Here is a 23,151-nt window from a genome sequence, read left to right as displayed (position 1 = left end):
TTCAACACCATTCAACCTGTACATTCGCGTACATTTCCAGGGTTGACGATCGAGAACCGGCAGCTCAGTCTGCCGGTTCTCTTTTTTACCGTGCAGGTGAATCGATGGCTTTCTTCGAGGTTGACGGACAAGCGCTTCACTACATTGATCAAGGCACAGGCCCGGCGGTGCTGCTGGCCGGCAGCTACCTGTGGGACCAGGCCATGTGGGCACCGCAAATCTCAGCGCTGTCGCCACACTATCGGGTAATTGCGCTGGATCTGTGGGGTCACGGTGAATCCGGACGTTTGCCTGAAAACACCACATCACTGGATGACATCGCACGTCAGGCACTGGCCTTGCTCGACCATCTGGAGATCGACCGGGTAACGCTGGTCGGGCTGTCGGTCGGCGGCATGTGGGGCGTTCGCCTTGCGCTGTCGGCACCGCATCGGCTCAACGGTCTGGTGCTGATGGACACCTATGTCGGTGTCGAGCCGGAACCGACCCGTCAGTATTACTTCTCGCTGTTCAAACAGATCGAGGAAAGCGGCGGCATCTCCGAGCAACTGCTGGATATCGTGGTGCCGATCTTCTTCCGCCCGGGCATCGATCGAGAGTCGGCGCTCTATCAGGATTTCCGCGCACAACTCGCCGGCTATTCCGCCGATCGCCTGCGTCAAAGCATCGTGCCGATGGGGCGCATCACCTTTGGCCGCGACGATCTGCTGCCGCGTCTGGGTGAACTGAATGCAGCAACGACATTGGTGGTCTGCGGCGATCAGGACAAACCCCGTCCACCGTCGGAAGCCAGGGAAATGGCCGAGCTGATCGGCTGCCCGTGTGTGCTGGTGCCGGAGGCGGGGCATATCTCCAATCTGGAGAATCCCGGGTTTGTGACGGAGGTGTTGTTTGCTTTTCTGAACGAGCGCAACCGCTAGAGCGAGTCTCCAAGCTTCGCGAGCAGGCGCCCGTTCAGGCGCCTGCAAACCAAGCGTTACATCGGCCCGAGAATCTTCGCCAGCTTGTCCGGCGTCGGCGCGCCTTGCTGTTGTTGCAGCTCACCCTTGTCGTCCATGTAGAAGATCGCCGGGGTGGCCTGCAATTCCAGGTCTTCCATCAACTGCATGTTCGCCGCAAGTTTGGTCTGCACGGCGGCCGGAATATCCTTCATGGCCTTGAGGGTGCTGGCCTTGCCGGCTTTCTCGTGATCGTCCAGGGCCTTGGCCGGGTCCTTGGCCGCCAGCAGCGCGGCGGATTTGGCCGGGCTGTCTTCGCGGATGATGCCGACCATGATGTGCCGCAACTGCACCTTGCCGGCCTTGACCCAAGGGCGGGCCTGTTCCCAGAACATGTTGCAGTACTGGCAGTTCGGGTCGCTGAACAGGTACACCGTGCGTGGTGCGTCCTTTTTGCCGTCCTGAATCCAGTTGCTCGCCTCGAACTTGGCCCAGACTTCCTTGGCCATCGGCGCGTACACCAGTTTTTGCAGCGGCGCACTGCTCAGGTCGTTGCCGTCGGCGTCGTACAGATTGCCCAGCAGCACATGCTTGCCGTCCGGCGTCAGGTACAGCGCCATGCCACGGTTCTGGTATTGCGCGGCGTAACCGCGCAGTCCGTCGGGTGCATCGAACTGGCCGACGATTTTTGCGCCCTTGGCTTCGATTTTCTTGATCGCATCAGGCAATTCTTCAGCGGCCTGCACCGACGGAAAGTGCAACAGGGCAGCGCCCAGAGACAGCGTCAGCAGGTGGCGGAGGCGAGGCATGGCAGTTTCCTTGCAGAGGTGGCCGGTGCGGCGTTCGTAGTCGGATTCGGGGTGTCGAAGTTTTCCAGGGCCCGGGCCAGACTGGCGTTCGACAACTCGCCCAGATGGCTGGCCAGCAATTGGCCGTCAGGGCTATAGAACAGCGTAGTCGGCAATGCCATGGAACCCACGGCCTGACCCAGATGCCCGCTGCGGTCGAACAGTACGTTGTTCAGGCTCAGGCCCTGGGTTTCGAGGAAGGTCGCGACGCTTTGCATGCTTTCGGCCTGATTGACGAACAGGAACGTCAGGTCCGGGCGTTGCTGCTGGGCGTTTTCCAATACGGGCATTTCCCGGCGACATGGCGGGCACCAGGTGGCCCACAGGTTGATCACCAGCGGGCCGCCCTGGTAGTCGGCGAGTTTCACGGTTTCCCCGGCGGCGTTGCGCAGGGTGATGTCCGGCAGGCGTGTGCCTTGCTCATAAATGTTCAGCGACAGGGTCGCCAGTACCCAGAACGCCACACCGCTGGCCACACCGAAACCCAGCGGTCGACGCAAACCCGGCCGGCGCCAGCCGCGATACAGCGCCGCCAGCAACAGCACGATCACCCCCGGCCAGGCGAGAAAGCCGCCATCGCGCAGGTCGATGATCTGCCACGGATCGTTGCGATAGTGACCCCAGTACACGGCGACAAACGCGATGCGCGCCGCGAGCATGCCCAGCAAGAACAGGCTGAACAGCGCCGACTCGGGGTTATCGCCACCGCGTTTGGCCACCCGCCAGCCGACGAATGTTGCCAGCGCCAGGGCGCTGATCAGCAGCAGGTGGTTGAGCGCAATGGCAAAGGTGCCGAGGGTGAAGGTCAGCATTAACGGGCGTCTCGGGTGGTGGTCCAGCGTTGCAGGAAGGTATCGGCATCGACCTCGCCGGTGATGCGCTGGCTGCGGCGCTCTTCACCGTCGGTGCCGATCCACACAAAACTCGGTGGCCCCGGCACCTTGTAGCGGCCGAGCAGCTCGCGGCTGGCGGCATTGTCATCGGTGACGTCGAGACGCAGCAGACGCACATCGCTCAGGGCCTGCATCACCCGCGCCTGGCCAAACACCTTTTTCTCCATGACTTTGCACGACGTGCACCAGTCGGCGTAGTAATCGAGCAACACCCACTGACCCTGAGCCTTGGCAGCGTCGAGTTCACTTTGCAGGGCCGCCGGATCCTTGATCGTAAGGAATGCTTCATGACCGTTCGGTGCCGCCGTGCCGGTGCGTCCGGCGCTGTACACCTGCAACGGTTGGAATGGATCATCGCTGCCGCCCGCTGCACCCACCACCAGCAAACTGCCCCACAGTCCCAGCAACAGTGAGCTGGCACCGAACAACTGGGCTACCCGGCCGAAGCCTTCGGACTGTTTCCAGGCGCTGTAGGCCGCGATCAGCAACAGCGCGCCGCACAGCGCGAGCCACAGCGACGAGTCCAGCACCGGACGCAGCATCAACACCGCCGTACCCAGGAACAGGAAGCCGAACACGCCCTTGAGCAGGTTCATCCACGCGCCGGGTTTCGGCAGGAAGCGATTGCCGACCGTCACCAGCACCAACAGCGGGATGCCGATGCCGATGCCCAAGGCAAACAGGATCAAGCCGCCGTGCAGTGCATTGCCGCTTTGCGCGATGTAGAGCAGGGCACCGGCCAGCGGTGCGGTCATGCACGGGCCGACGAGCAGGCCGGACAGCGCGCCCAGTACCCCCGCACCGACCAGGCTGCCGCCGCTGCGACTGCGCGAGGCGTGCTCCAGCCGATCACGCACGGCCACCGGCAATTGCAGTTCAAAGAAGCCGAACATCGGCAGCGCCAGAATCACGAACACCGCCGCGAACGTTCCGAGCAGCCACGGATTTTGCAGCCAGGCCTGAAGGTTCGCCCCCAGCAGCGCGGCGATCACGCCCATTGCCGCATACACCAGCGCCATGCAAATCACATAGCTGCTGGCCAGCGCGAAACCACGACGTGGCGTGGCACCGCTGCCGACCACCATGCCAGCCAGAATCGGCAGCATCGGCAACGAACACGGCGCAAAGGCCAGCAGCAGACCGAGACCGAAGAACACCAGCAGGCTCCAGCCCAGCGAGTGCTGTTGCAGGCCGCTGGCCAGCGCTTGATCCTGTGCCTCATCGGTCGCCGCAGCGGCCGCTTTGCCACCGAGATCGATCACCCGGGTCTGCGGCGGATAGCACAGGCCGGCATCGGCGCAGCCCTGATAACTGACCTTGATCTGGCCTTTGGCCGTCGCTGGGATCTTCAGTTCGAGGCCCTGACGATAGACCTGTTGCTCACCGAAATACTCGTCGCTGTGGGATTCGCCTTCGGGCAGGGACGGGGCGTTTTCCGCCGCCAATCCATCGAATTTCAGGCGTTTCTGATACAGGTAGTAACCGTCGGTGATCTGCCAGAACAGTTGGGTTTCGCCGGAATCCAGACGTTCGGACGTCAGCACGAAGGCCTTGTCGACCGGGAGAAATTCCGGTTTTGTCGCAAAAGGATCGTTCCCTGCCTGGGCCAGACCCGAAATCAACAGTGCAAACAATAAAAAAATATGACGCATGGAGGAGCCTTGTCCCTGTGCAAGTGATGAGCACAATGGGCGGCGGCGATTAACCGATGATTAACCGCGGCACCCTTGTCGCTGTGGCGTTCGGGGCATAATGTCAGCTTAATCGGCCAACCGCCTAATCGGCATTTTTCTACGGGACTCACCATGCACGTACTGGTTTGCGAAGACGATGAGTTGATCGCCAGCGGCATCGTCGCCGGGCTGACGGCCCAGGGCTTGACGGTCGAACACGTCAACACCGCCTCCAAGGCCCGGGCGATCCTCAAGGTTGCCGAATTCGACGTGATGGTGCTCGACCTCGGTTTGCCGGACGAAGATGGCCTCAAACTGTTGCAGCAACTGCGCCAGCAAGGTCTGGAAATTCCCGTACTGATCCTTACCGCACGGGATTCGGTCACTGACCGGGTCGACGGCTTGCAGTCCGGCGCCGACGATTACCTGCTCAAGCCTTTCGATTTGCGCGAACTGTTCGCTCGCTTGCAAACCCTGCTGCGCCGGGTGGCCGGGCGCAGCGTCAACCTGATCGAGCACGGTGCACTGACCTACGACCCGAGCAGCCGCGAAACCACGTTGGCCGGCCGTTCGGTGGACCTGTCCCGCCGCGAACAATCCCTGTTGCAAGCCCTGCTGCACAACCGTGGCCGGGTGCTGTCCACCGAGCAGTTGAAGGACAGCGTTTACGGTTTCAGCGATGAGCTGGAGAGCAACGCCCTCAACGTGCACATCCATCACCTGCGCAGCAAACTGGGCAAAGGCATCGTTGAAACCGTGCGTGGTCTGGGCTATCGCCTGGGCCCGGCCGATGGTGGAGAACCCGACAAGTGATGAGCCTGCGCCTGCGCCTGAGTCTGACCCTCGGCGCCGCGTTCGCGCTGATCTGGGCCCTGGCGGCGGCCTGGATGCTCAGCGACTTGCGCAATCAGATGATGTTTTCCCTCGACCAGCGGCTGGTGGCATCGGCGCGTATGGTCGCCGGGTTGCTGGAGCAATTGCCGGCGATCCCGAGCAAGGGCGAGGGCACTCACTTCAGCGCCGAACAACTGAACATTCCCGGCGGCATGGCCTGTCAGGTCAGTTCGTTGCGCGGGGAAATCCTCGCCCGCAGCCACAACAACCCGGAACAGGCACTGGAAGCTCAGAAAATGGGCTTCCACGACCAGATGATCGACGGTGCTCCATGGCGCACCTTCACCCTGGCCCGGGGCGATGTGCGCATTACCACCGCCGACCGGGTAATCGAGCGCGAAGCCCTGAACATGTCGATCCTGCTGGCGGCCTCGGTGCCGGTGGGCGTGGCGCTGCTCGGCTGTCTGTGCCTGCTGTGGCTGGGGATCGGTCAGGGCCTGGCACCGCTCAACCGCTTGCGCGAAGCCTTGATGCGCCGCAATGCCGACTCCCTCGAACCGTTGCAATTGCAGTCGTTCCCCAGCGAACTGAAACCGCTGCTTGAAACCCAGAATCAACTGTTCCAGCGCATCGGCAAGACCATCGAGCGTGAACGTCGCCTGACCGGTGACGCCGCCCATGAACTGCGCAGCCCGCTGACGGCGATCAAGACCCACCTGCAAGTGGCGCGCATGACCGACGGCAGCGCCCGTGATCAGTCCCTGGCCCGGGCCGAGGAGGGCGCCGACCGCTTGCACCGGACCCTCGAACAATTGCTGTTGCTGGCCCGGGTCGAGGGCAGTCTGTCCTTCGACGACGGCGTGCAGTGCAGCGCCGAGCAAGTGGCGAAACTGGCGATTCAAGACTCCGCCAGCGACGAGCGGCAGCGGATCAAACTGCAGCTCCCTGAAAAACTGTCCAGCGCACCGCTGCAAATGCCGGCGGTGTTGTCGATTGCGGCTTTGCGCAATCTGCTCGATAACGCCCTGCGCCATACCCCGACGGAAGGTGCCGTGGAACTGAGTGTGGAAACCATCGGCAACCGCGTACGTTTCGTGGTGCGTGATCACGGGCCGGGGATTGCACCGGACGATCTGCAACATCTGACCCAACGATTCTGGCGCAACGGCCAGAGCACCGGTTGCGGGCTCGGGCTGGCGATTGTCCAGGCGATTGTCCAGCGCTGTGCCTGTACCCTGCATTTCGACAGTCGCCCGGATGGCTTGCGGGTCGAACTGACCATGCCGCTGCAACCGGCCTGAGCCCGGCACATCAAATGTAACCTCTCTCCATTGGTCATTCGCCAGCGGCGCCGCTATTGTCGCCCCAGCCTTTGACTCAATGGATTGAGGGAACAGCGCCATGGATGCATCCATCTACATTTGCCCGGCCACTGCGGCCGATACCGGCATCATCAGCCGCATCGTCGAGCGTTCGATTCGCGTCGGTTGTGCGCTCGACCATCGTAATGACCCCCACCTTGTGGATCTCTGGATCCGTCAGCAATCGCCCGACCACATCAGTGCCTGGCTCGCCGATCCGCAGCGCTATCTGAATATTGCCTTGATGCAGGGCCGACCCATTGGCGTCGGCATGGCGCTGGCCAATGGCGATATCACGCTGTGTCATGTGCAGCCGGAATGGTTTCGCCGGGGCGTCGGCCGGGCGCTGATGACTGACCTTGAAGGCTGGCTGCTGACTCGCGGCAGCGCCCGTTCAGTGCTCACCAGCACCCGCACCGGTGAAGCCTTTTATCGACGTCTGGGCTATCGCGAATCGGCGCCGCCACTCATTCGCCACGGCATGCGCAGCCTGCCGATGCACAAGTCGTTGCCGCTGTCGGCATGACAACTCGCTCAAGGGTGTAAATCCTCGACGTGCTGGTGCGTTTCCAGAACAGGAAAACCTGCATGTGCGCCCCGGGACCGGAACGCGCACCTGTGCGGTGTGCAGTTTTGGTCACTATCCATAGCGAATTGAGGGGTCGAGAGATGTCAGTCGCCACCAGCCTTATCGAAGAGTCGTCGGCCCGGATCGCCTCCGCGCCGGCGGAAACGCTGTATCAGTTCAATGAATCGCCGCTGCTGGCACGCCAGAGCCAGCAGGAATCCAATGCCCGCAGTTACCCGCGTCGCATTCCGCTGGCGCTGAAGCGTGCCAAGGGGCTGTACGTCGAAGACGTCGAGGGGCGTACCTTCATCGATTGCCTGGCGGGTGCCGGCACGTTGGCGCTGGGGCATAACCACCCAGTGGTGATCGAGGCGATCCAGCAGGTGCTGGCCGATGAGTTGCCGCTGCACACCCTGGACCTGACCACGCCGGTGAAGGACCAGTTTGTTCAGGACCTGTTCGGCCTGCTGCCTCCAGCATTGGCCAAGGAAGCGAAAATCCAGTTCTGCGGCCCGACCGGCACCGACGCCGTGGAAGCCGCGCTGAAGCTGGTGCGTACCGCCACTGGCCGCAGCACGGTGCTGTCGTTCTCCGGCGGTTACCACGGCATGAGCCAGGGCGCGTTGAGCCTGATGGGCAGCCTGGGGCCGAAGAAACCGTTGGGCGCGCTGCTCAGCAACGGCGTGCAGTTCATGCCGTTCCCTTATGACTACCGTTGCCCGTTCGGCCTCGGTGGCGCGGCGGGCGTGAAGGCCAATCTGAGTTACCTGGAAAACCTGCTCAATGACCCGGAGGCCGGTGTGCAGCTGCCGGCGGCGGTGATCGTCGAGGCAGTGCAGGGCGAGGGCGGGGTGATCCCGGCGGACATCGAGTGGCTGCGCGGCCTGCGTCGCATCACCGAGAAGGCCGGCGTCGCGTTGATCGTCGACGAGATCCAGAGCGGCTTCGCCCGCACCGGCAAAATGTTCGCCTTCGAGCACGCCGGCATCACCCCGGACGTGGTGGTGCTGTCCAAAGCTATCGGCGGCAGCCTGCCGCTGGCGGTGGTGGTCTATCGCGACTGGCTCGACACCTGGCAGCCGGGCGCCCATGCCGGCACCTTCCGTGGCAATCAGATGGCGATGGCCGCCGGTTCCGCAGTGATGCGTTACCTGGTCGAGCACAAGGTCTGCGAACACGCCGCCGCCATGGGCGAACGCCTGAGTGAGCACCTGCACATCCTGCAGCGTGACTTCCCGCAATTGGGCGATATTCGCGGTCGTGGCCTGATGCTCGGTGTCGAGCTGGTGGATCCGAACGGTGCACCGGATGCACTGGGTCATCCACCTGCGTTTGCGCGCCTGGCGCCGCTGGTGCAGCGCGAATGCCTCAAGCGTGGCCTGATTCTGGAATTGGGCGGGCGACATGGTGCGGTGGTGCGATTCCTGCCACCGCTGGTGATCACCGCCGCCGAAATCGACCGCGTCGCCGAGATCTTCGGCCGTGCGCTGAGTGCCGCGACCGCCGCCCTGTAAATTTTTCGCCGCGCCGAACGTTCCTTCTACATACCCGGCTGCACCCGCCGTGCAGCCCACCCCTACAACGATGGAGACACAGCATGACGTCAGTATTCGACCGCGAGGACATCCTCTTTCAAGTCGTGGTCAACCACGAAGAGCAGTACTCGATCTGGCCGGATTACAAGGCCATCCCGGAAGGCTGGCGCACCGTGGGCAAGAGCGGCATGAAGAAAGAATGCCTGGCCTACATCGAAGAAGTCTGGACCGACATGCGCCCGCTGAGCCTGCGTCAGAAGATGGAAGCGCAAGCGGCTGCACAGTAAGTCGCCGGCCAAAAAGAAACCCGCTGGACTGGAAACAGTCAGCGGGTTTTTTCATTTCCGGAGGTTCGGTGTTATGCGCCGCTCAAACCCTTGAGCAGCGCATCCACATTCCCTTCCAGTTCAGCCACCGGATCCGCCGCATCGGTGCTTAGCACCAGCAGACGGCTGCCCGACTCGGCAATCGCCGCTTTCAGCGCATCCGACGGCTGCCGATGGTGCAGCACCAGCGCCACGTTGTTGTCCTTGAGCGTTGCAGTCAGTTTTTTCAGGTCTTCCGGCGTCCATTCAGCGTCCGGTCGCGGATCCTGCCCGACCAACTCCAGATTCAGACTGCCGATCAGATAGCCGAAATGATCGCTCAGGCTGAGCACGCTCAAATTGTCGGCACTGGCCAGACGCGCTTCACTGTCGGCACTGAGCTTCAGCAGGCGCTGTTTCAGCGCCGCCAGGTTGGCCTCGATCTTCGGTTTGTCCTTCGGCGCCAGACGCACCAGATCCGCCGCCATCACATCAGCCATGCGTCCCATGTTGTTGCTGGCCAGCCACGGCTGGCTGTTCAGGCCGTCGACTTTCAGCCCCGGTTGCACGGCAATGCCGGGCAGGGCGCCGTCTACAGGACGGGCGGCGTCGACTTCGACGATGCGGATGTTGCTGCGTCGGGCCATCGGGTATAGCGGGTCATCGGCCCACAGCGAGCGCACGCCGATCACTGCATCGGCGCCGCTGGCCAGCTTGTCCAGTGCCGGAGCGCCGCGCCCGGTGAAGTAGGCGGACTGACGGCTGCCCGGCAGGTTCGCCGGTGCCGCGCGTTCGAGGCTGATGTCGGTGCCCTTGAGCAGCACTTCGCCCAAACCGTAGGTGATCGGCAGCGAGGCCAACACGCGCACGGGTTTTTCGGCGGCCAGCAATGGGCTGGAGACAGCGCCGCTGAGGGCGATGGCCAGGGCAAGTTGTCGCAATGAAAAAGACATTTATCCAAGGTTCCCTTTCAGACTGGGGACGATGCCCCGGGCAATGGCCGCGAGGGCGAAGCCGATACCGGCGACGAGGATGATTGCGGCGCCGGACGGAATCGGCAGATCGAAGACGATGGGCGCGAGAATCCCGCACAGCGTGCTGACCGTGGCGATCAGCACCGAACACCAGAAAAAGCCCTTGAGCGACTGGCTGAGCAAACGCGCGGCCGCCGCCGGAATCACCAGCAGGGCCCCGACCAGAATCGCGCCGATGACTTTCACCGCCGCGACGGTAATCAGGGTCACCAGAATCACGAACAGGTAATCCAGGGTCTTTACCGCGACGCCGCGCACCGCTGCCAGTTGCGGGTTGAAACTGGCGAGCATGATGCGGTTGTACAGCGGCAACGCCAGCGCCATCACCAGCGAACCGACGATGGCCAGCACCGCCAGATCATTGCCGTTGACCGTCAGCACCGAGCCGAACAGTACGTTTTCCAGAATGTGCACGTTGATCTTGCCCGCGAGGATCAGCAGCAGGCTGGCGCCCAGCGCCAGAGACACCGACAGGAACACGCCGATCAACGTGTCCGGGGCCAGGCCGGTGCGGTTACGCAGGTAATTGAGCAGAATGCCGAACAGCAGGCAGTAGCCGAACAGGCTGCCGTACGGCCCGGTGTAGGGCTCACCGAGCAGAATGCCGATGGCCACGCCGGTCAACGCCGCGTGACCGACTGCTTCGGAGAAAAACGCGAAGCGCTTGACCACCACCAGCGTACCGAGACCACCCAGTACCGGGCCGATCAGCAGACCGGCCAGCAGCGCATTGACCACAAAACCGTAGGCCAGGGCTTCCGGCAGGTAACCGGATGAGGCCCAGCCTTGCACCATCAAACGAAAGGCTTCGTAACTCATCAGGCAGCGCTCCGTGGATGGGTCGAGAACAGGGTCAGCAGGCGTTCCGGGGTCAGCGCCTGCTGCGGCGTGGCGTCGAACAGCACCCGGCGGTTGAGGCCGGTGACGCGATTGGCCAGACGCCCGACGGCTTCCAGGTCGTGCTCGATCCACAGCACGGTGATGCCCGCCGCGCGCCAGTCGCCGAGCAGGCGTTCGAACACCTGGATCCCGGCTTCGTCGAGGGCCGACATCGGTTCATCCAGCACCAACAGTTGAGGGGCCGGGATCAGGCCTTGGGCGAGCAGCACCCGCTGGCGTTCACCACCGGACAGCGCGCCCATCCGGCGCTTGCGCTTGTCCTGCATGCCCACCCGCTCCAGCGCATCACCGATGGCGCCGGCGTAGCGTTTGCTCAGGCCGAGAAACGCCGGGCGGCGCTGGCACATGGCAGCCATGAAGTCGTCGACGGTCATCGGCAGGCCCCGGTCGAATTCCAGCGCCTGCGGCACATAGCCGATGGTGCCGGGCTCCCCCGGCCATTGCAGACTGAGCCGGCCCTGATGCGGCATCTGCCCGAGCAGGGTCTTGATCAGCGAACTTTTGCCGCCGCCGTTGGGGCCGACCAGCGCATGCACGTGACCGGGCTGCACCTGGAAGCTGACCTTGTCCAGAATCGTGGTACGACCCAGCGTCAGGCTGATCTCGGCAAATTCCAGGGCCGGGCCACTGCTGACGATCGAGAGGTTTTCCTGTGCCGTCATGCGCCGGACTCCTGAATCGCCCGAACCACGGTGTCGAGGTTGCCGGTCATTTCCTTTTCGTACTTGTCGACGGTGTATTCGCCGTAGGAAATGTGCGACAGCGGGTACAGCTTCACACCGGATTCGCGCTGAATGGTCTCGACGTAGGTGGAGGGGAAATCCATCTCGGAGAAGATCACCTTCACGTCCAGTTCCCGCAGTTGGTCGATGGTTTTCTTCAACTGGCTCGGGCTTGGCTCGATGCCGTGGGCCGGCTCGACCACCGCCGTTACTTCCAGGCCGAACTCACGCAGCAGGTAGTCGTAAGCCGCGTGAACGGTGGCAACCCGCAGTTCGGCGTTCGGCGCCTGGGTCAGTTTGGCCAGGGCGTCGGCGCGCATCTGCCGCAGGCGTTTGCCGTAGGCGCGGGCGTTCTGGGTGTAGGTCCTGGCGTTGTCCGGGTCGAGCTTGCCCAGCTCCCGGGCGATGTTGTTGACCTGGGCAATCGAGGCACTGATCGACAGGAATGTGTGCGGGTTCACCACTTTGCCGGCACCGCGCGCCGCAACTCCGGTGGCGGCCAGCAGCGGCACGTTTTCGTTGGCTTCGATGGTCTTGATGTCCGGCGTTTCGCTGGCGGCGATCATGCGGTCGGCGAAGTCGTCATGGCCGACGCCGTTGAGCACGATCACGTCCAGCCCGCTGATGCGTTTGATGTCTTCGGCCCGGGGCTCGTAGGCGTGGGGGTTGAAACCGGCGGGAATCAGCGGCACGACATCGGCCTTGTCGCCGACGATGTTCGCCACATAGCTGTAATAAGGGTGCAGGGTGATGCCGATGCGCAGGCGTTTGGCCAGATCGGCGCTGGCCAGCGGGCTCAGCAGGCACGTGCACAGGCCGATCAGCAGCAGGCGCAGGAAGGGGCGGCGTTGAGATGAACTGGGCATGGGCAAGCGGTCTTCTCTCGAATGAAGGCGAGGGTTCAATGACGATGTTCGCGGGTTACCCCGGCATCGAATTGCGCGATGATCTGTTTCCATCCGGCCGCGGTCAGTGCCGCGTCGGACAGGTCTGTCGGCGCTGGCACATCGGCGGCGCGGTTGAGCCAGATGTCCGGCGCGGCGTCATTCAGGCGCATCAGAAACGAGCCGGCCACGGCCGGTGCCTGGCTGTGGCCGAAATAGGCGCCGTCGGCCAGCAATTGCCAGGCATGGCCGCCACGACTCACAGAGCTGGCGTCCTGGGCGAACGGTGCGAAACCTTCATCCGCCAGGTTCTGCGGGTTTGGCAGCTTTTGCTGTTCTTCGCGCAACAATTGGATTTCGTCGAGGGTTACTCGCAGGTCGGCGTAGATGCCTTGCTCGCTGGCAACGAGGTCGCGGCGGGCATCCAGTTGATGGCTGGCAACCGGCTCCGGTTCGTGGGAAACACCGCGCCATGCCACCACGGAGCCGGCGACCGCGAGGATCAGCAGGCACATCAGCAGCACATTGAGGGTTTCATGGCCGGCGCCGGCAGGGCGCACGATTTGAGTGGTCGGCGTGGTCATGGGGCTTCGATATCCGCTTGGTCGATTTCGACCACATGGCCGGGGCCGGCGTCGAACAGCACGTAGAATTCGGCGCCGGGTTTCTTGAAGGTCAGGGTCGAATCGGCGCCGAGCTTGCCCGGCACCAGAACGGTCTCGTCGTAACCGATCACATCGAGGGTCACCCCCGGCGCGCCGCTGCCGTCGGAGAAACCGCCAGTGCATTTGATCTGTTCGGCATCGATGGCCTTGCACTCGCACATCGGATTGTGGGCCAGGGCGCTGGCGCTGAAACCGGCACACAGCGCCAGCAAGGCAGCATTCATGATCGGGTGGAAAGGACGGCTCATGGTTTGGCTCCTTGTTTGTTCAACCAGGCAAGGGTGGCGGGTGAGGCCTGGCTCAGCGGAATCGAGGCCTGGTGCATGCTGCCGTCCCAGCCTTCCATGGTGATCCACAGCTCGGCGTCGGCGGCGGTCTTTTCCGGCACCGGCAACTGGGTGCCCATGCGGTACGGTGTGCCGAAGAAAATCACTCCGGCCGCCCGTAAGCTGCGGGGTTTGCCGATGCGCAGGTAGGTCGCCTTGACGTGGTCGACACAGGCGTCGCAGAGAGCGGCGCTGAAATCTTTCATGTAGCCGGCCGGCCCGCTCAGGTTCGGTGCCTCATTGCGCAGTTCGGCCAGTCGCAGGCTCCAGGGACCGACCTGGATTTCGCCGATCTCCCGTTCACCCAGTCCGCTGTCACCGCGAAACAGCGAGGCGTCGGCGAAGTATTTGGGCATGAAGCCCAATGGGATCAGCAGCAACAGCACGTTGATGTGGAAGCGCCATTTGTGCCAGATCACGCTCAGCCGTGAAGGCTGAGCCCCGGTAGTGGGCTTGCTCACAGGTTCACCTCCGACGTTTCACGGCGCAGGGCCGGTTGCGCCTGGACGCGCTGTTTTTTGTGCTCGCGCTTGAGGGCGTTGGCGGTGGCCAGTGCGGTGCGTTTGGTCCAGATCAACAACCCGCTGAGGACCATCATGCTCAGCAGCAGGCCGAAAAAGAACCAGATCAGCTTGATCCACAGGCCGCCAAAATCGCCGGTATGCAGCGGACGCATGGATTCGGTGACGAACTCCAGCGACGTGCGATCGGAAAGCAGCCGCGAAGCCGCCACATCACCGCTATACGGGTTGAGCGTGGCGGTCTGGTACATCAGCGGATACCAGCCGCGTCCGCCGATATCCAGATGCGCGTAGGCATTGCCTGGCAGGCTGATGAAACTGGCTTCGAAGCCGGGGATTTTCGTCTGGGTGATTTCGATGGCGCGGTCGAGGCTGATACGTGGCGGCGGAGAACCATCGTTCGACTGCGGCACGGCTTCGCGGGACATGGCCGGAATGATCGGCTCGCTGGAAATGGAGATCTGGTTGTCCGCCAGCAGTGCCTGGATCAGGAACCAGGTGCCGGTGATTGAAATCACTGCGATGAACCAGATCGACCAGATGCCGCTCAAGCGATGAAAGTCGCCCCAGAAGATCCGTGCACCGTGATTGAAGCGCAAAGTCGGGCGGAAGAAGCCTTTCCAGAAACGTTTGTAAACCACCAGCCCGGTCACCAGCGAAGCGAGCATCGGCAGGCCGAGGAACGACACCAGATACCAGCCCCAGCTGAAACCGTTGGTGAACGGCACCAGCCACCAGCCATGCAGCGCGCGGGTGAAAGCCTTGAAGTTGAAGTTCGGGGCGGTGCCCTGGATAACGCCGGTGTACGGGTTGACGTAGACCGTCAGCGAACGGCCGTCGGGATAGCTGACGTCGACATCGAGGGCAAAGTGCGATTCATCTGGCCGGTTGATGCTTTGCACCACGGTCTGCGGTTCGGCTTTTTTGATTTCGGCGAGGATCTGGTCGTAACTCAGACGAGGTGCGTCGTCCGAAGGAGCGCTGGCGCGCATCTGCGGGTTGGCCAGCCAGACGATTTCCTGGCTGACCACCGCCAGGGTGCCGGTGACGCAGACAATCAGGACAAAAAACCAGATCGGCAACGCCAGCCAGCTGTGTACGAGGAACCACAGTTTCGAGCGGGATTTCTTCGACATGATGACGGGTCTTGATTCAGTGAGGGGGCTCGGCGCTACGGGCTTCGCAGCACGGGAGTCCCTGAAGGGCCGGTCGTGGCTTTTGCCTACGCGACTGGCCCGCATCTCTATAAGACGGATGACTGAAGCAAATCCCGATGAAGGATATGAAAGTAAATGTTTCTTGTGGGAGCGAGCTTGCTCGCGATAGCGTCGTGTCAGACAGCTTGAATGTCACAGATACACCGTCATCGCGAGCAAGCTCGCTCCCACACGGTATTGTGTTGATCTTTTTGGCGGCGAATCAGCGCAGGAACGGCAGCGCCTCGGCGAGCAACAGCTCGGGCACTTCTTCTGCGAGGTAATGCCCGGCGGGCAAGGACTTGCCGCACACGTCGGTGGCCACCTGCTGCCATTCCCTGAGTGGATCGAAGCAACGACCGACCGTGCCTTCGGCGCCCCACAGCACCAGCAGCGGCAGGCTTAGCTGATGGCCGGCATCGAGGTCGGCCCGGTCATGTTCCAGATCGATAGCGGCACTGGCCCGGTAGTCCTCGCAGATGCCGCGAGCACTGCCGGGCAGGCTCAGGCAGCGCAGGTATTCGGCGAACGCTTCGTCAGTGAACGGCTTGAGCCCGGCACTGCGGCTGCCCATGACGCTGCGCAGGTAGGCTTCGGGATCGGCCTCGATCAGGGTTTCCGGCAGCGGCGCCGGGCGGATCAGGAAAAACCAGTGCCAGTAGGCCCGGGCGAAGGCTTCGTTGGTCTGGCTGTACATCGCCAGGGTCGGCGCGATGTCCAGCAGCACCATGCGCTGCACGGCGTCGGGATGGTCGAGGGCCAGGCGATGGGCGACCCGGGCGCCACGGTCGTGGGCGAGGATCGAGAACTGCGTAAAGCCCAGCGCCTTCATCAGTTCCACGCCGTCGCGGGCCATTTCCCGTTTGGAATAGTGGGCGTGCCGATCATCGGCGGGCGGTCGGCTGCTGTCGCCGTAACCGCGCAGGTCGGCGGCGACCACGGTGAAATGTTCGGCCAGTTGCTCGGCGACCTTGTGCCAGATGACGTGGGTCTGCGGGTGCCCGTGCAACAGCAACAGGCCCGGGCCGCTGCCGCCGAGGCGATAGGTGATGTCCACGCCATTGACGTGGCGCTGGTCTTTGACGAATCCGGCAAACATCGGGTTGATCCTTTATTCAGGCGGTTGACCTGCATCCTGAAATCGCCGGGCGTTCATGACAAGGCGTGAAGCGTGGTTCGACGGTTCATGAATCGTGTTCACCCATCCCCGCGCGCGGCGCGGGAATGGAGAATCGTGGTTACTGAGCCTGCTGAAACATTTCCTTCGCCCGCTGTTCGATCTGCTCCTGGGTCAGGTCTTCCTTGCGCGTGGCCAGGAACCACAGATGCCCGTAGGGATCTTTCAACGTACCGCTGCGATCGCCGTAGAACTGATCCTTGACCTCGGACACTGCCTTCGCCCCGGCATCCAGTGCACGCTGGAACGACTTGTCGACATCGGTCACGTACAGATGCAGACCGACGGACACGGCGCTGTCCGGGTTGCTCAATGGTCCCTGGTCGCACGGTGTGCCCAGCATGATCGCGCTGTCGCCGATGCGCAGTTCGCAGTGGCCGACGCGACCGTCAGGCATGCTCAGGCGCATGACTTCGGTGGCACCGAACGCCTTTTTATAGAAATCGATGGCCTCGGCGGCCTTATGGATGCCGAGATACGGGGTCACGCTGTGGTACCCCTCCGGGATGGGTTGGACGCTCATGGCGGTACTCCCTTTTTTTATGAGTGACTGAAGGTTTGCCTTCGCCGGGGTTTCCGGTCGCTCAACTATAGATCCGTCGCGCTGCCATGAACGAGTAGCCGACGAGCAGTGTTCAGCCATCGACAGTGAAGCAACAGAATGCGCGGGTTTTTATCGCCAGTATCTGTTGATAGCCGTTGAAAGCCGCGTCAGACAAGGGCTACCAGTCAGGCACAGAAGCTGCAATGACCCGGTACAACACCGATACCGAGAGTCATCCATGTCTGAATCTGCCGTTTATCCGATCAACCCGCCGGCCGCCCATCGGATCGCCGACGACGCCGAAGCCTTGCGCGTGGCCGCACAGGTCGCCGCCGTTTTGCAGGAGCACGCCGCCGAGCGTGACCGCCACCGTGAAGTGCCCGCCGAAATCGTCGATCTGTATTCCAACAGTGGCCTGTGGGGCATCACCGTGCCGAAGGAGCACGGCGGCGCGCAGGTGTCCTGTGCGGTGCTGGCACAGGTGATCGCGATCATTTCCGCCGCCGATCCGTCCCTCGGGCAGATCCCACAGAACCATTACTGCCTGCTCGAAGACATCCGTCTGCAAGGCACGCTCGCACAGCAGGCGCATTTTTTTGAGCTGGCGCTGCAAGGTCATCGCTTTGCCAATGCGCTGTCGGAAACCGGAGGCAAGAACGTGCAGGACATCCAGACCACGATCCGTCGATATGGCGACGGCTACGTGATCAATGGCCGCAAGGGCTACTGCACCGGTTCGCTCTACGCCCACTGGCTGGCGGTGCTGGCGCTGGATGAGGAACAGAAGGGCCAATTGGCTTTCGTCGAGCGCGGCACAAAAGGGCTGGTGATCGTCGACGACTGGGACAGCATCGGCCAGCGCACCACGTCCAGCGGGACCGTGCTGGCGGAAGACTTGCAGGTGGCGCCGTTCAATCTGTTCCCGACGTACCGTTCCTACGAGAGCCCGACCCTGGCCGGGCCGTTCGCCCAGTTGACCACTGCCGCCATCGACGCCGGCATTGCCCGGGCGGCGCTGCGGGACACGGTTGAGTTCGTCCGTCAGTTTGCCCGGCCATGGATCGACGCCGGGGTGGACAAGGCCAGCGAAGATCCGCTGACGATCATTCAGATCGGCGCACTGGAAATCCGTCTGGAAGCCGCCGAAGCCTTGCTCGAACGGGCCGGTTGGGCGCTCGACGCCGCACGCCCGGCACCCGATGAAGACAACGTCGCGCTGGCCTCCCTGGCCGTGGCCAAGGCCAAAGTGCTGACCACCGAAATCGCCATCGAAGCCAGCAACAAGCTTTTCGAACTGGGTGGCACCCGTTCGACCCTGAAGAAGCACAACTTCGACCGCCACTGGCGCAACGCCCGGGTCCATACCCTGCATGACCCGGTGCGCTGGAAATACCACGTGGTCGGCAACTGGCTGCTCAACGGCGTCAAACCGCCACGCCACGACTGGTCCTGATCATGGCCGAGTGGTTCAAACACATTTACTGGGCCGACATCGCCCAGGCCTGTCTCGATACGTTGAGCATGCTCGGCGCGGCGTTGCTGTTCACGGTGTTGCTGGGCTTGCCGCTGGGGCTGCTGCTGTTTCTCACCGGCAAGCGCCAGTTGCATGAAACGGTCGGCGTGTACCGGGTGCTGTCGGTGATCGTGAACATGCTGCGTTCGCTGCCGTTCATCATTCTGCTGATCGTGCTGATTCCGCTGACCACGTTGCTGGTGGGCACCTCGCTGGGCGTGCCCGGAACCATTCCGCCGCTAGTGGTTGGCTGCACACCGTTCTTTGCGCGACTGGTGGAAACCGCGTTGCGCGAAGTCGATCGCGGCGTGGTCGAGGCGACCCAGGCCATGGGCGCCAACACCTGGCAGATCATCCGCCACACGTTGTTGCCGGAAGCCCGCGGCGGGTTGCTGGCGGCGGTGACGGTGACCGCCATCGTGCTGGTGGATTACACGGCCATGGCTGGCGTGATCGGTGGCGGCGGGCTCGGCGATCTGGCGATCCGCTTCGGCTATCAACGGTTTCAGACCGACGTGATGGTGGTCACCGTGGTGTTGCTGCTGATTCTGGTGCAGGCCCTGCAAATGACCGGCGACCGACTGGTGGCGCACTACAGCCGCCGCTGAAAAAACAGTTCATCCCATAAAGGCCCCACGTCCACCCCACGACGGCCACTCAAATCTGCCTTGGAGCACAGCATGAAAAAGACCCTGGCCGTACTGGCTGCCGTTCTGTCGTTCGGCGCCCATGCCAATGAAAAACTGATCGTCGGTGCCACCCCGGTGCCGCACGCGGAAATCCTCGAGTTCGTCAAACCGACCCTGGCCAAGGAAGGCGTGGATCTGGACATCAAGGTCTTCACCGATTTCATCCAGCCCAACCAGCAACTGGCGCTGAAAAACCTCGACGCCAACTACTACCAGTACCGGCCGTTTCTCGATGATTTCAACAAGACCCGCCACACCGATCTGGTGCCTGTGGTCGGCGTGCACATCGAGCCGTTTGGTGCTTACTCGACCAAGATCAAAAACATCTCGGAGCTGAAGGACGGTGCCAGCGTGTCGATTCCCAATGACCCGGTGAACACCGGTCGCGCCCTGGTGCTGTTGCACGAGGCGGGGCTGATCAAACTCAAGGATCCAAGCAATACCCTGGCCACCCAGCGCGACATCGTCGAAAACCCCAAGCACCTGAAAATCCGTGAACTGGAAGGCGCGTTGCTGGCCCGTTCCGTCAGCCAGGTGGACCTGGCCTTCGTGTTCGCCAACTACGCGCTGGAAGCCGGGATCGACACCAACAGTGCGCTGATCGTCGAGAAGGGCAAGAGCCTGTACATCGAGTTTCTGGTCGCGCGCCCCGACAACATCAACGACCCGGGCCTGCAGAAACTGGCCAAGGCGTTGAACTCCGATGAGGTGCGTCAGTTCATTTTGACCCGCTACAAAGGGCAGATTGCGCCGGGCTTCTGATTGATCGATTTGACGGTTCCCATGCCGTGGGGGCCGTCAATCCGGGACATCGAGAAAGTGCGCTCCCGGCCCTTGCTCGCCCAGCACATCGCCCTGATTGCGCAGCGGACAGGCCTCCATCGACAGGCAGCCGCAGCCGATACAACCGGTCAGCCGATCCCGCAGAAGCATCAGCTGATTGATCCGCTCGTCCAGCTCCCGCCGCCATTGCTCCGACAATACTTTCCAGTCCGCCGCTGTCGGCGCGCGGTTGTCCGGCAACTGTTTCAACGCCTCGCCGATTTCTGCCAGCGGAATGCCCAGCCGTTGCGCCACCTTGATCAGCGCCACCCGGCGCAGCACCTCCCGTGGATACCGGCGCTGGTTGCCGGCATTGCGCTGGCTTTTGATCAAACCTTTGGATTCATAGAAATGCAGGGCGGTGACGGCGACACCACTGCGGGCCGCGACTTCGCCGACGGTGAGTTGCCTGTGCAGATTTTCCGCTGTGACCATTTGAAAATTGCCCCTTGACCTCTAGTTAACTCGAGGTTTTACCCTGCTGTCCTTCGAATCGCAAGATTCGCCTGACCGAGTGGGGGCGTTATGCAAGTCACAGCGAAAAATCGCAGCTTCACCCAATTGATCGAATTCGAAATCGAGCCCGGCCAACAACCGGCGCTGGTCTCGGCACTGACCGTGCAGACCGAGCGTCTGGCCCAGCGTTATGCCGGTTTCGTCAGCGCCAGCGTTCAGGCCAGCGACGATGGCCGGCGAGTGCTGGGTTTCCTGCAATGGCAATCCCGCGAGGCGGGGGAGGCGGCGTTCCAGAGTTTCGAAACCGGCGAGCAGGATTTCTGGCAGTTGATCCGCGCCCATCAGGCGCGAACCGTGACCTTCGGTTCATTCCAGGTGCTGAGCAGCATCGCCCGCAGTCACGACGATGGCTTGCACTGCCAGTTGGTGGGCTAGATCGACAGCTGGATCAGGCGCTCGCCCTGCAGGTTTTCCGTGGGCCGCCGCTTGTTTACCGCCAGTTCGCCGATCTTGATCAGCCGCGTGCGGGTCACGTTGCGGCTCAGGCCGAGCAGCGCGGCGGTGTGCACCTGGTTGTAGTGGCAGAAGCGATAGGCCGAACGCAGCAACGCGTCTTCGACCTTTTCATGCAGCGCGCCAGCCTGCTGTTCGAAGAGTTTCTGGAAGGCGCGTTCGAGCAGCGCTTCCGGTGAGTCGTCGCCGCTGCCGTGCTGATCGTCCGGACGGTCGATGCGCAGGTTCGACAGGCGCAGATCATCGCGCTCGATCACGCCGTTACGGCAGATCAGCAGCGTGTGGTGGATGACGTTTTCCAGTTCGCGGATATTGCCCGGCCAACTGTAGCCGCGCAGTTTGTGCTCGGCACCGGGGCTGATGGTGATGCGTCCGTAACCCAGGCGCTGACTGTAGGCCTCGATGAAATGCCGGGTCAGCGGCAGGATGTCACCGGGTCGGTCGCGCAACGGGCTCAGTTCCAGATTGACCACGTTCAGCCGGTAATACAGATCTTCGCGGAAATGCCCGGCATTGATGGCTTTCTCCAGTTGCACGTTGGTCGCCGCCAGCACCCGCACATCGATGGGAATGCTTTTGCGCGACCCGAGGCGCACCACTTCGCGCTCCTGCAAGACCCGCAGCAATTTGACCTGGATCGCCATCGGCAAATCGCCGATTTCATCGAGGAACAAGGTGCCGCCATCCGCCTCTTCGAACCACCCGGCCTTGGCGCTGAGGGCACCGGTGAAGGCGCCTTTTTCGTGGCCGAACAATTCAGCCTCCACCAGCGATTCGGAAAACGCCCCGCAGTTGACGGCAATGAACGGCCGGTTGCGCCGGTTGCTGAGGTTGTGGATATGCCGCGCTACCAGTTCCTTGCCGGTGCCGGTTTCGCCGATGATCAGCACGCTGGCTTCGCTCGGCGCGACTTGTTGCAGATGCGCGAGCAGGGCCTGGGATTTCGGGTCTTCGAAGACCTGGGCGGTGGCGCGGATCGAAGTGGCCAGGGCGGGTGAGGGCGGCAGGGTCAGCAGTTGCATGGGTCTCGCTCCACGAAAGGAAATCAGGAATAGAACGTCGGCACCGGCAGGGACTGGTTCAGCGCCCAGTCGCCCAGCTCGTGGAGTTTGTAATCCAGCGGGTCGTGCAGGGTTTGCGTGCGCAGGTTGCGCCAGTGGCGGTCGAGGCGCAGCGACGCATGGGTTGATCGAGCACCGGTGACTTCGAACAGTCGGCTACAAATCTCCAGGCCCTGGCGACTGGCGGCGACCTTGGCCGTGGCAATTGCCGTGGCCAGGTGGCCGCGCTCTTCGGCGCTTAGGTTCGGGCCTTTGGCCCAGGCCTCGTCGAGCAGCGCAGCGGCGCGTTCTACCAGCAGACGGATGCCTTCGAGGGCGACCCAAAACTCGCCGTAATGGGCCAGCACATACGGGTCTTCACGCACCTCGCGCACCGAGGATTTGTGCCAGACCCGGGTTTCGCTGAGGGTGTATTGCCGCGCCTCTTCAAAGGCACCTTCGGCAATGCCGAGAAACATGTGGGTGAACGTCAGTTGTGCGATCAACGGGCGCAAGCAGGCGAACGGTGTGCTTAAAGGACCCGGATCAAGCAGCAGTTCCGATTCCTCGACCCGTACCCGTTCGAACGTGGCGCTGCCGCTGTCGGTCTGGCGCTGGCCGATGTTGTTCCAGTCGTTGTGCAGGGTGATGCCGCTGCGGCCGCTGGGGATCGCCGCGATCAGCAGTTTGCCGCCGTTGCTTTCGTCCACCGCCGAGGCGATCAGCATCTGCGAATCGCTGGCGCCGGAGCAGAAGCTTTTCTTTCCGGAAAACTCGCGCCAGCCACCGAGGTCCTTGACCACGGTTCGGGTATCCAGCGGATTGAGCGCGTTGCCCCAGAACCAGTTCTGCCGCGCGGTCTGTTCGAACCACGGTTGCCATTGTTCCGGTCGGGAAAACAACCGGACGGTGGCGAGCATCAAATGATGAAAACCGAAGACGTGGGCGATCGAACTGTCGACTTTGGCGAACTCGCGCACGACTTCCAGAGTTTCGCTCCAGCGCGCGCCGAGGCCGCCGTAACGGGTGGGAATGCTCAGGGCCAGCAGACCGCTGTCGCGCAGGGCGTCGCGTTCGGCTTTCGGCGTGCCGCCGCGCTCGTCGCGCTCGACGGCGGTCAGGGCGAATTCGGCGGCCAGTTGTCGGGCGGTCTGCAAGGGGGAGAGCAGGGTGCTTTGCGGTTTGGCAGTCACT

At 62.7% G+C, this 23,151-nt stretch carries 26 protein-coding genes; 10 read left to right on the top strand and 16 right to left on the bottom strand.

The genetic code is table 11. The features are described 5' to 3' along the window. Nucleotides 1-104 precede the first annotated feature (104 nt). Nucleotides 105-920 carry an alpha/beta fold hydrolase gene (locus ACKLNA_RS19180; RefSeq protein ID WP_408986758.1) on the top strand — a complete coding sequence of 272 codons (816 nt, stop codon included), beginning with the start codon at nt 105-107 and terminating at the stop codon, nt 918-920. Between the two features lie 56 nt (nt 921-976). Here the strand turns inward: ACKLNA_RS19180 and dsbG are convergent, their stop codons facing one another. The 3 genes from dsbG to dsbD are packed head-to-tail and all read right to left on the bottom strand — an operon-like array spanning nt 977 to nt 4,331. Next, complete coding sequence (gene dsbG / locus ACKLNA_RS19175) at nt 977-1,747, bottom strand: thiol:disulfide interchange protein DsbG (RefSeq protein WP_408986757.1); 771 nt, start codon at nt 1,745-1,747, stop codon at nt 977-979. Then, the gene (locus tag ACKLNA_RS19170) at nt 1,723-2,598 is read right to left on the bottom strand and encodes a prolipoprotein diacylglyceryl transferase family protein (RefSeq protein ID WP_408986756.1); all 876 of its coding nucleotides are present in this window, start codon (nt 2,596-2,598) and stop codon (nt 1,723-1,725) included. The genes dsbG and ACKLNA_RS19170 overlap by 25 nt, the downstream gene beginning before the upstream one ends. Beyond that, the gene (dsbD, locus tag ACKLNA_RS19165) at nt 2,598-4,331 is read right to left on the bottom strand and encodes a protein-disulfide reductase DsbD (RefSeq protein WP_408986755.1); all 1,734 of its coding nucleotides are present in this window, start codon (nt 4,329-4,331) and stop codon (nt 2,598-2,600) included. The genes ACKLNA_RS19170 and dsbD overlap by 1 nt, the downstream gene beginning before the upstream one ends. Before the next feature lie 153 nt (nt 4,332-4,484). On the opposite strand from dsbD, the gene ACKLNA_RS19160 reads away from it, so the two are divergent. The 5 genes from ACKLNA_RS19160 to ACKLNA_RS19140 all read left to right on the top strand — a co-directional run bounded on the left by ACKLNA_RS19160 (nt 4,485) and on the right by ACKLNA_RS19140 (nt 8,937). After that, nucleotides 4,485-5,165: a response regulator gene (locus tag ACKLNA_RS19160; RefSeq protein WP_114884486.1), complete on the top strand. Its 681-nt coding sequence runs from the start codon at nt 4,485-4,487 to the stop codon at nt 5,163-5,165. Beyond that, nucleotides 5,165-6,487, top strand: coding sequence for an ATP-binding protein (locus ACKLNA_RS19155; RefSeq protein WP_408986754.1), 1,323 nt, complete (start codon nt 5,165-5,167; stop codon nt 6,485-6,487). The genes ACKLNA_RS19160 and ACKLNA_RS19155 overlap by 1 nt, the downstream gene beginning before the upstream one ends. A 100-nt stretch (nt 6,488-6,587) precedes the next feature. Continuing rightward, complete coding sequence (locus ACKLNA_RS19150) at nt 6,588-7,073, top strand: GNAT family N-acetyltransferase (protein WP_408986753.1); 486 nt, start codon at nt 6,588-6,590, stop codon at nt 7,071-7,073. A gap of 143 nt (nt 7,074-7,216) precedes the next feature. Beyond that, complete coding sequence (locus ACKLNA_RS19145) at nt 7,217-8,629, top strand: aspartate aminotransferase family protein (RefSeq protein WP_192552118.1); 1,413 nt, start codon at nt 7,217-7,219, stop codon at nt 8,627-8,629. Nucleotides 8,630-8,712: 83 nt separating this feature from the next. Beyond that, complete coding sequence (locus ACKLNA_RS19140) at nt 8,713-8,937, top strand: MbtH family protein (protein ID WP_065257038.1); 225 nt, start codon at nt 8,713-8,715, stop codon at nt 8,935-8,937. A gap of 71 nt (nt 8,938-9,008) precedes the next feature. Here ACKLNA_RS19140 and ACKLNA_RS19135 read toward each other — a convergent pair whose 3' ends face one another. The 10 genes from ACKLNA_RS19135 to ACKLNA_RS19090 all read right to left on the bottom strand — a co-directional run bounded on the left by ACKLNA_RS19135 (nt 9,009) and on the right by ACKLNA_RS19090 (nt 16,903). Further along, entirely contained in the window at nt 9,009-9,908 is a 900-nt protein-coding gene (locus tag ACKLNA_RS19135) for a metal ABC transporter substrate-binding protein (protein ID WP_408986752.1), read from the bottom strand. Then, the gene (locus ACKLNA_RS19130; RefSeq protein WP_119429585.1) at nt 9,909-10,808 is read right to left on the bottom strand and encodes a metal ABC transporter permease; all 900 of its coding nucleotides are present in this window, start codon (nt 10,806-10,808) and stop codon (nt 9,909-9,911) included. Further along, a complete protein-coding gene (locus ACKLNA_RS19125; RefSeq protein WP_408986751.1) occupies nt 10,808-11,551 on the bottom strand; it encodes a metal ABC transporter ATP-binding protein in 744 nt (247 codons plus the stop codon). Before ACKLNA_RS19125 ends, ACKLNA_RS19130 begins: the two co-directional genes overlap by 1 nt. After that, nucleotides 11,548-12,477 carry a metal ABC transporter substrate-binding protein gene (locus ACKLNA_RS19120; protein WP_408986750.1) on the bottom strand — a complete coding sequence of 310 codons (930 nt, stop codon included), beginning with the start codon at nt 12,475-12,477 and terminating at the stop codon, nt 11,548-11,550. Before ACKLNA_RS19120 ends, ACKLNA_RS19125 begins: the two co-directional genes overlap by 4 nt. Before the next feature lie 35 nt (nt 12,478-12,512). Then, on the bottom strand, nt 12,513-13,079 hold the full coding sequence (locus tag ACKLNA_RS19115) for a DUF6162 family protein (RefSeq protein ID WP_408986749.1): 567 nt from the start codon (nt 13,077-13,079) through the stop codon (nt 12,513-12,515). Beyond that, nucleotides 13,076-13,384: a hypothetical protein gene (locus ACKLNA_RS19110; protein WP_408986932.1), complete on the bottom strand. Its 309-nt coding sequence runs from the start codon at nt 13,382-13,384 to the stop codon at nt 13,076-13,078. Before ACKLNA_RS19110 ends, ACKLNA_RS19115 begins: the two co-directional genes overlap by 4 nt. Nucleotides 13,385-13,404: 20 nt before the next feature. After that, nucleotides 13,405-13,947 (bottom strand): thiamine pyrophosphate-binding protein, encoded by a 543-nt coding sequence (locus ACKLNA_RS19105; protein ID WP_408986748.1) that lies wholly within the window; start codon nt 13,945-13,947, stop codon nt 13,405-13,407. Then, a complete protein-coding gene (locus ACKLNA_RS19100) occupies nt 13,944-15,143 on the bottom strand; it encodes a PepSY-associated TM helix domain-containing protein (protein ID WP_408986747.1) in 1,200 nt (399 codons plus the stop codon). Before ACKLNA_RS19100 ends, ACKLNA_RS19105 begins: the two co-directional genes overlap by 4 nt. 283 nt (nt 15,144-15,426) lie before the next feature. Further along, a complete protein-coding gene (locus tag ACKLNA_RS19095) occupies nt 15,427-16,302 on the bottom strand; it encodes an alpha/beta fold hydrolase (protein ID WP_408986746.1) in 876 nt (291 codons plus the stop codon). 139 nt (nt 16,303-16,441) lie between these two features. After that, nucleotides 16,442-16,903 carry a VOC family protein gene (locus tag ACKLNA_RS19090; RefSeq protein WP_085710695.1) on the bottom strand — a complete coding sequence of 154 codons (462 nt, stop codon included), beginning with the start codon at nt 16,901-16,903 and terminating at the stop codon, nt 16,442-16,444. A 259-nt stretch (nt 16,904-17,162) separates the two neighbouring features. Between ACKLNA_RS19090 and ACKLNA_RS19085 the strand changes: the two genes are divergently transcribed. The 3 genes from ACKLNA_RS19085 to ACKLNA_RS19075 all read left to right on the top strand — a co-directional run bounded on the left by ACKLNA_RS19085 (nt 17,163) and on the right by ACKLNA_RS19075 (nt 19,888). Next, nucleotides 17,163-18,377, top strand: a complete 1,215-nt coding sequence (locus tag ACKLNA_RS19085; RefSeq protein ID WP_408986745.1) for an SfnB family sulfur acquisition oxidoreductase — start codon at nt 17,163-17,165, stop codon at nt 18,375-18,377. 2 nt (nt 18,378-18,379) lie between these two features. Continuing rightward, nucleotides 18,380-19,045, top strand: a complete 666-nt coding sequence (locus ACKLNA_RS19080; protein ID WP_114884461.1) for a methionine ABC transporter permease — start codon at nt 18,380-18,382, stop codon at nt 19,043-19,045. A gap of 72 nt (nt 19,046-19,117) precedes the next feature. Then, nucleotides 19,118-19,888, top strand: a complete 771-nt coding sequence (locus ACKLNA_RS19075; RefSeq protein WP_039770347.1) for a MetQ/NlpA family ABC transporter substrate-binding protein — start codon at nt 19,118-19,120, stop codon at nt 19,886-19,888. 36 nt (nt 19,889-19,924) lie between these two features. On the opposite strand, the gene soxR is transcribed toward ACKLNA_RS19075, so the two are convergent. After that, nucleotides 19,925-20,383 carry a redox-sensitive transcriptional activator SoxR gene (gene soxR, locus ACKLNA_RS19070; protein ID WP_085710691.1) on the bottom strand — a complete coding sequence of 153 codons (459 nt, stop codon included), beginning with the start codon at nt 20,381-20,383 and terminating at the stop codon, nt 19,925-19,927. Between the two features lie 90 nt (nt 20,384-20,473). On the opposite strand from soxR, the gene ACKLNA_RS19065 reads away from it, so the two are divergent. After that, nucleotides 20,474-20,839, top strand: coding sequence for an antibiotic biosynthesis monooxygenase (locus ACKLNA_RS19065; RefSeq protein WP_248740248.1), 366 nt, complete (start codon nt 20,474-20,476; stop codon nt 20,837-20,839). Here ACKLNA_RS19065 and ACKLNA_RS19060 read toward each other — a convergent pair. Then, complete coding sequence (locus tag ACKLNA_RS19060) at nt 20,836-21,939, bottom strand: sigma-54 interaction domain-containing protein (RefSeq protein ID WP_408986744.1); 1,104 nt, start codon at nt 21,937-21,939, stop codon at nt 20,836-20,838. The genes ACKLNA_RS19065 and ACKLNA_RS19060 overlap by 4 nt on opposite strands. Before the next feature lie 23 nt (nt 21,940-21,962). Beyond that, nucleotides 21,963-23,150, bottom strand: a complete 1,188-nt coding sequence (locus ACKLNA_RS19055) for an acyl-CoA dehydrogenase family protein (RefSeq protein ID WP_007955826.1) — start codon at nt 23,148-23,150, stop codon at nt 21,963-21,965. Nucleotide 23,151 lies beyond the last annotated feature (1 nt).

The sequence above is a fragment of the Pseudomonas sp. UV AK001 genome (assembly GCF_046097675.1).
In the GTDB taxonomy this organism is placed as follows: domain Bacteria; phylum Pseudomonadota; class Gammaproteobacteria; order Pseudomonadales; family Pseudomonadaceae; genus Aquipseudomonas; species Aquipseudomonas kribbensis.
This window is presented reverse-complemented; position numbering and strand designations above follow the sequence as displayed.

Excerpts from the sequence above, each read along its gene's own strand:
- ACKLNA_RS19180 (WP_408986758.1), top strand. The coding sequence starts at position 105 with ATGGCTTTCTTCGAGGTTGACGGACAAGCGCTTCACTACATTGATCAA.
- dsbG (WP_408986757.1), bottom strand. The coding sequence starts at position 1,747 with ATGCCTCGCCTCCGCCACCTGCTGACGCTGTCTCTGGGCGCTGCCCTG.
- ACKLNA_RS19170 (WP_408986756.1), bottom strand. The coding sequence starts at position 2,598 with ATGCTGACCTTCACCCTCGGCACCTTTGCCATTGCGCTCAACCACCTG.
- dsbD (WP_408986755.1), bottom strand. The coding sequence starts at position 4,331 with ATGCGTCATATTTTTTTATTGTTTGCACTGTTGATTTCGGGTCTGGCC.
- ACKLNA_RS19160 (WP_114884486.1), top strand. The coding sequence starts at position 4,485 with ATGCACGTACTGGTTTGCGAAGACGATGAGTTGATCGCCAGCGGCATC.
- ACKLNA_RS19155 (WP_408986754.1), top strand. The coding sequence starts at position 5,165 with ATGAGCCTGCGCCTGCGCCTGAGTCTGACCCTCGGCGCCGCGTTCGCG.
- ACKLNA_RS19150 (WP_408986753.1), top strand. The coding sequence starts at position 6,588 with ATGGATGCATCCATCTACATTTGCCCGGCCACTGCGGCCGATACCGGC.
- ACKLNA_RS19145 (WP_192552118.1), top strand. The coding sequence starts at position 7,217 with ATGTCAGTCGCCACCAGCCTTATCGAAGAGTCGTCGGCCCGGATCGCC.
- ACKLNA_RS19140 (WP_065257038.1), top strand. The coding sequence starts at position 8,713 with ATGACGTCAGTATTCGACCGCGAGGACATCCTCTTTCAAGTCGTGGTC.
- ACKLNA_RS19135 (WP_408986752.1), bottom strand. The coding sequence starts at position 9,908 with ATGTCTTTTTCATTGCGACAACTTGCCCTGGCCATCGCCCTCAGCGGC.
- ACKLNA_RS19130 (WP_119429585.1), bottom strand. The coding sequence starts at position 10,808 with ATGAGTTACGAAGCCTTTCGTTTGATGGTGCAAGGCTGGGCCTCATCC.
- ACKLNA_RS19125 (WP_408986751.1), bottom strand. The coding sequence starts at position 11,551 with ATGACGGCACAGGAAAACCTCTCGATCGTCAGCAGTGGCCCGGCCCTG.
- ACKLNA_RS19120 (WP_408986750.1), bottom strand. The coding sequence starts at position 12,477 with ATGCCCAGTTCATCTCAACGCCGCCCCTTCCTGCGCCTGCTGCTGATC.
- ACKLNA_RS19115 (WP_408986749.1), bottom strand. The coding sequence starts at position 13,079 with ATGACCACGCCGACCACTCAAATCGTGCGCCCTGCCGGCGCCGGCCAT.
- ACKLNA_RS19110 (WP_408986932.1), bottom strand. The coding sequence starts at position 13,384 with ATGAATGCTGCCTTGCTGGCGCTGTGTGCCGGTTTCAGCGCCAGCGCC.
- ACKLNA_RS19100 (WP_408986747.1), bottom strand. The coding sequence starts at position 15,143 with ATGTCGAAGAAATCCCGCTCGAAACTGTGGTTCCTCGTACACAGCTGG.
- ACKLNA_RS19095 (WP_408986746.1), bottom strand. The coding sequence starts at position 16,302 with ATGTTTGCCGGATTCGTCAAAGACCAGCGCCACGTCAATGGCGTGGAC.
- ACKLNA_RS19090 (WP_085710695.1), bottom strand. The coding sequence starts at position 16,903 with ATGAGCGTCCAACCCATCCCGGAGGGGTACCACAGCGTGACCCCGTAT.
- ACKLNA_RS19085 (WP_408986745.1), top strand. The coding sequence starts at position 17,163 with ATGTCTGAATCTGCCGTTTATCCGATCAACCCGCCGGCCGCCCATCGG.
- ACKLNA_RS19080 (WP_114884461.1), top strand. The coding sequence starts at position 18,380 with ATGGCCGAGTGGTTCAAACACATTTACTGGGCCGACATCGCCCAGGCC.
- ACKLNA_RS19075 (WP_039770347.1), top strand. The coding sequence starts at position 19,118 with ATGAAAAAGACCCTGGCCGTACTGGCTGCCGTTCTGTCGTTCGGCGCC.
- soxR (WP_085710691.1), bottom strand. The coding sequence starts at position 20,383 with ATGGTCACAGCGGAAAATCTGCACAGGCAACTCACCGTCGGCGAAGTC.
- ACKLNA_RS19065 (WP_248740248.1), top strand. The coding sequence starts at position 20,474 with ATGCAAGTCACAGCGAAAAATCGCAGCTTCACCCAATTGATCGAATTC.
- ACKLNA_RS19060 (WP_408986744.1), bottom strand. The coding sequence starts at position 21,939 with ATGCAACTGCTGACCCTGCCGCCCTCACCCGCCCTGGCCACTTCGATC.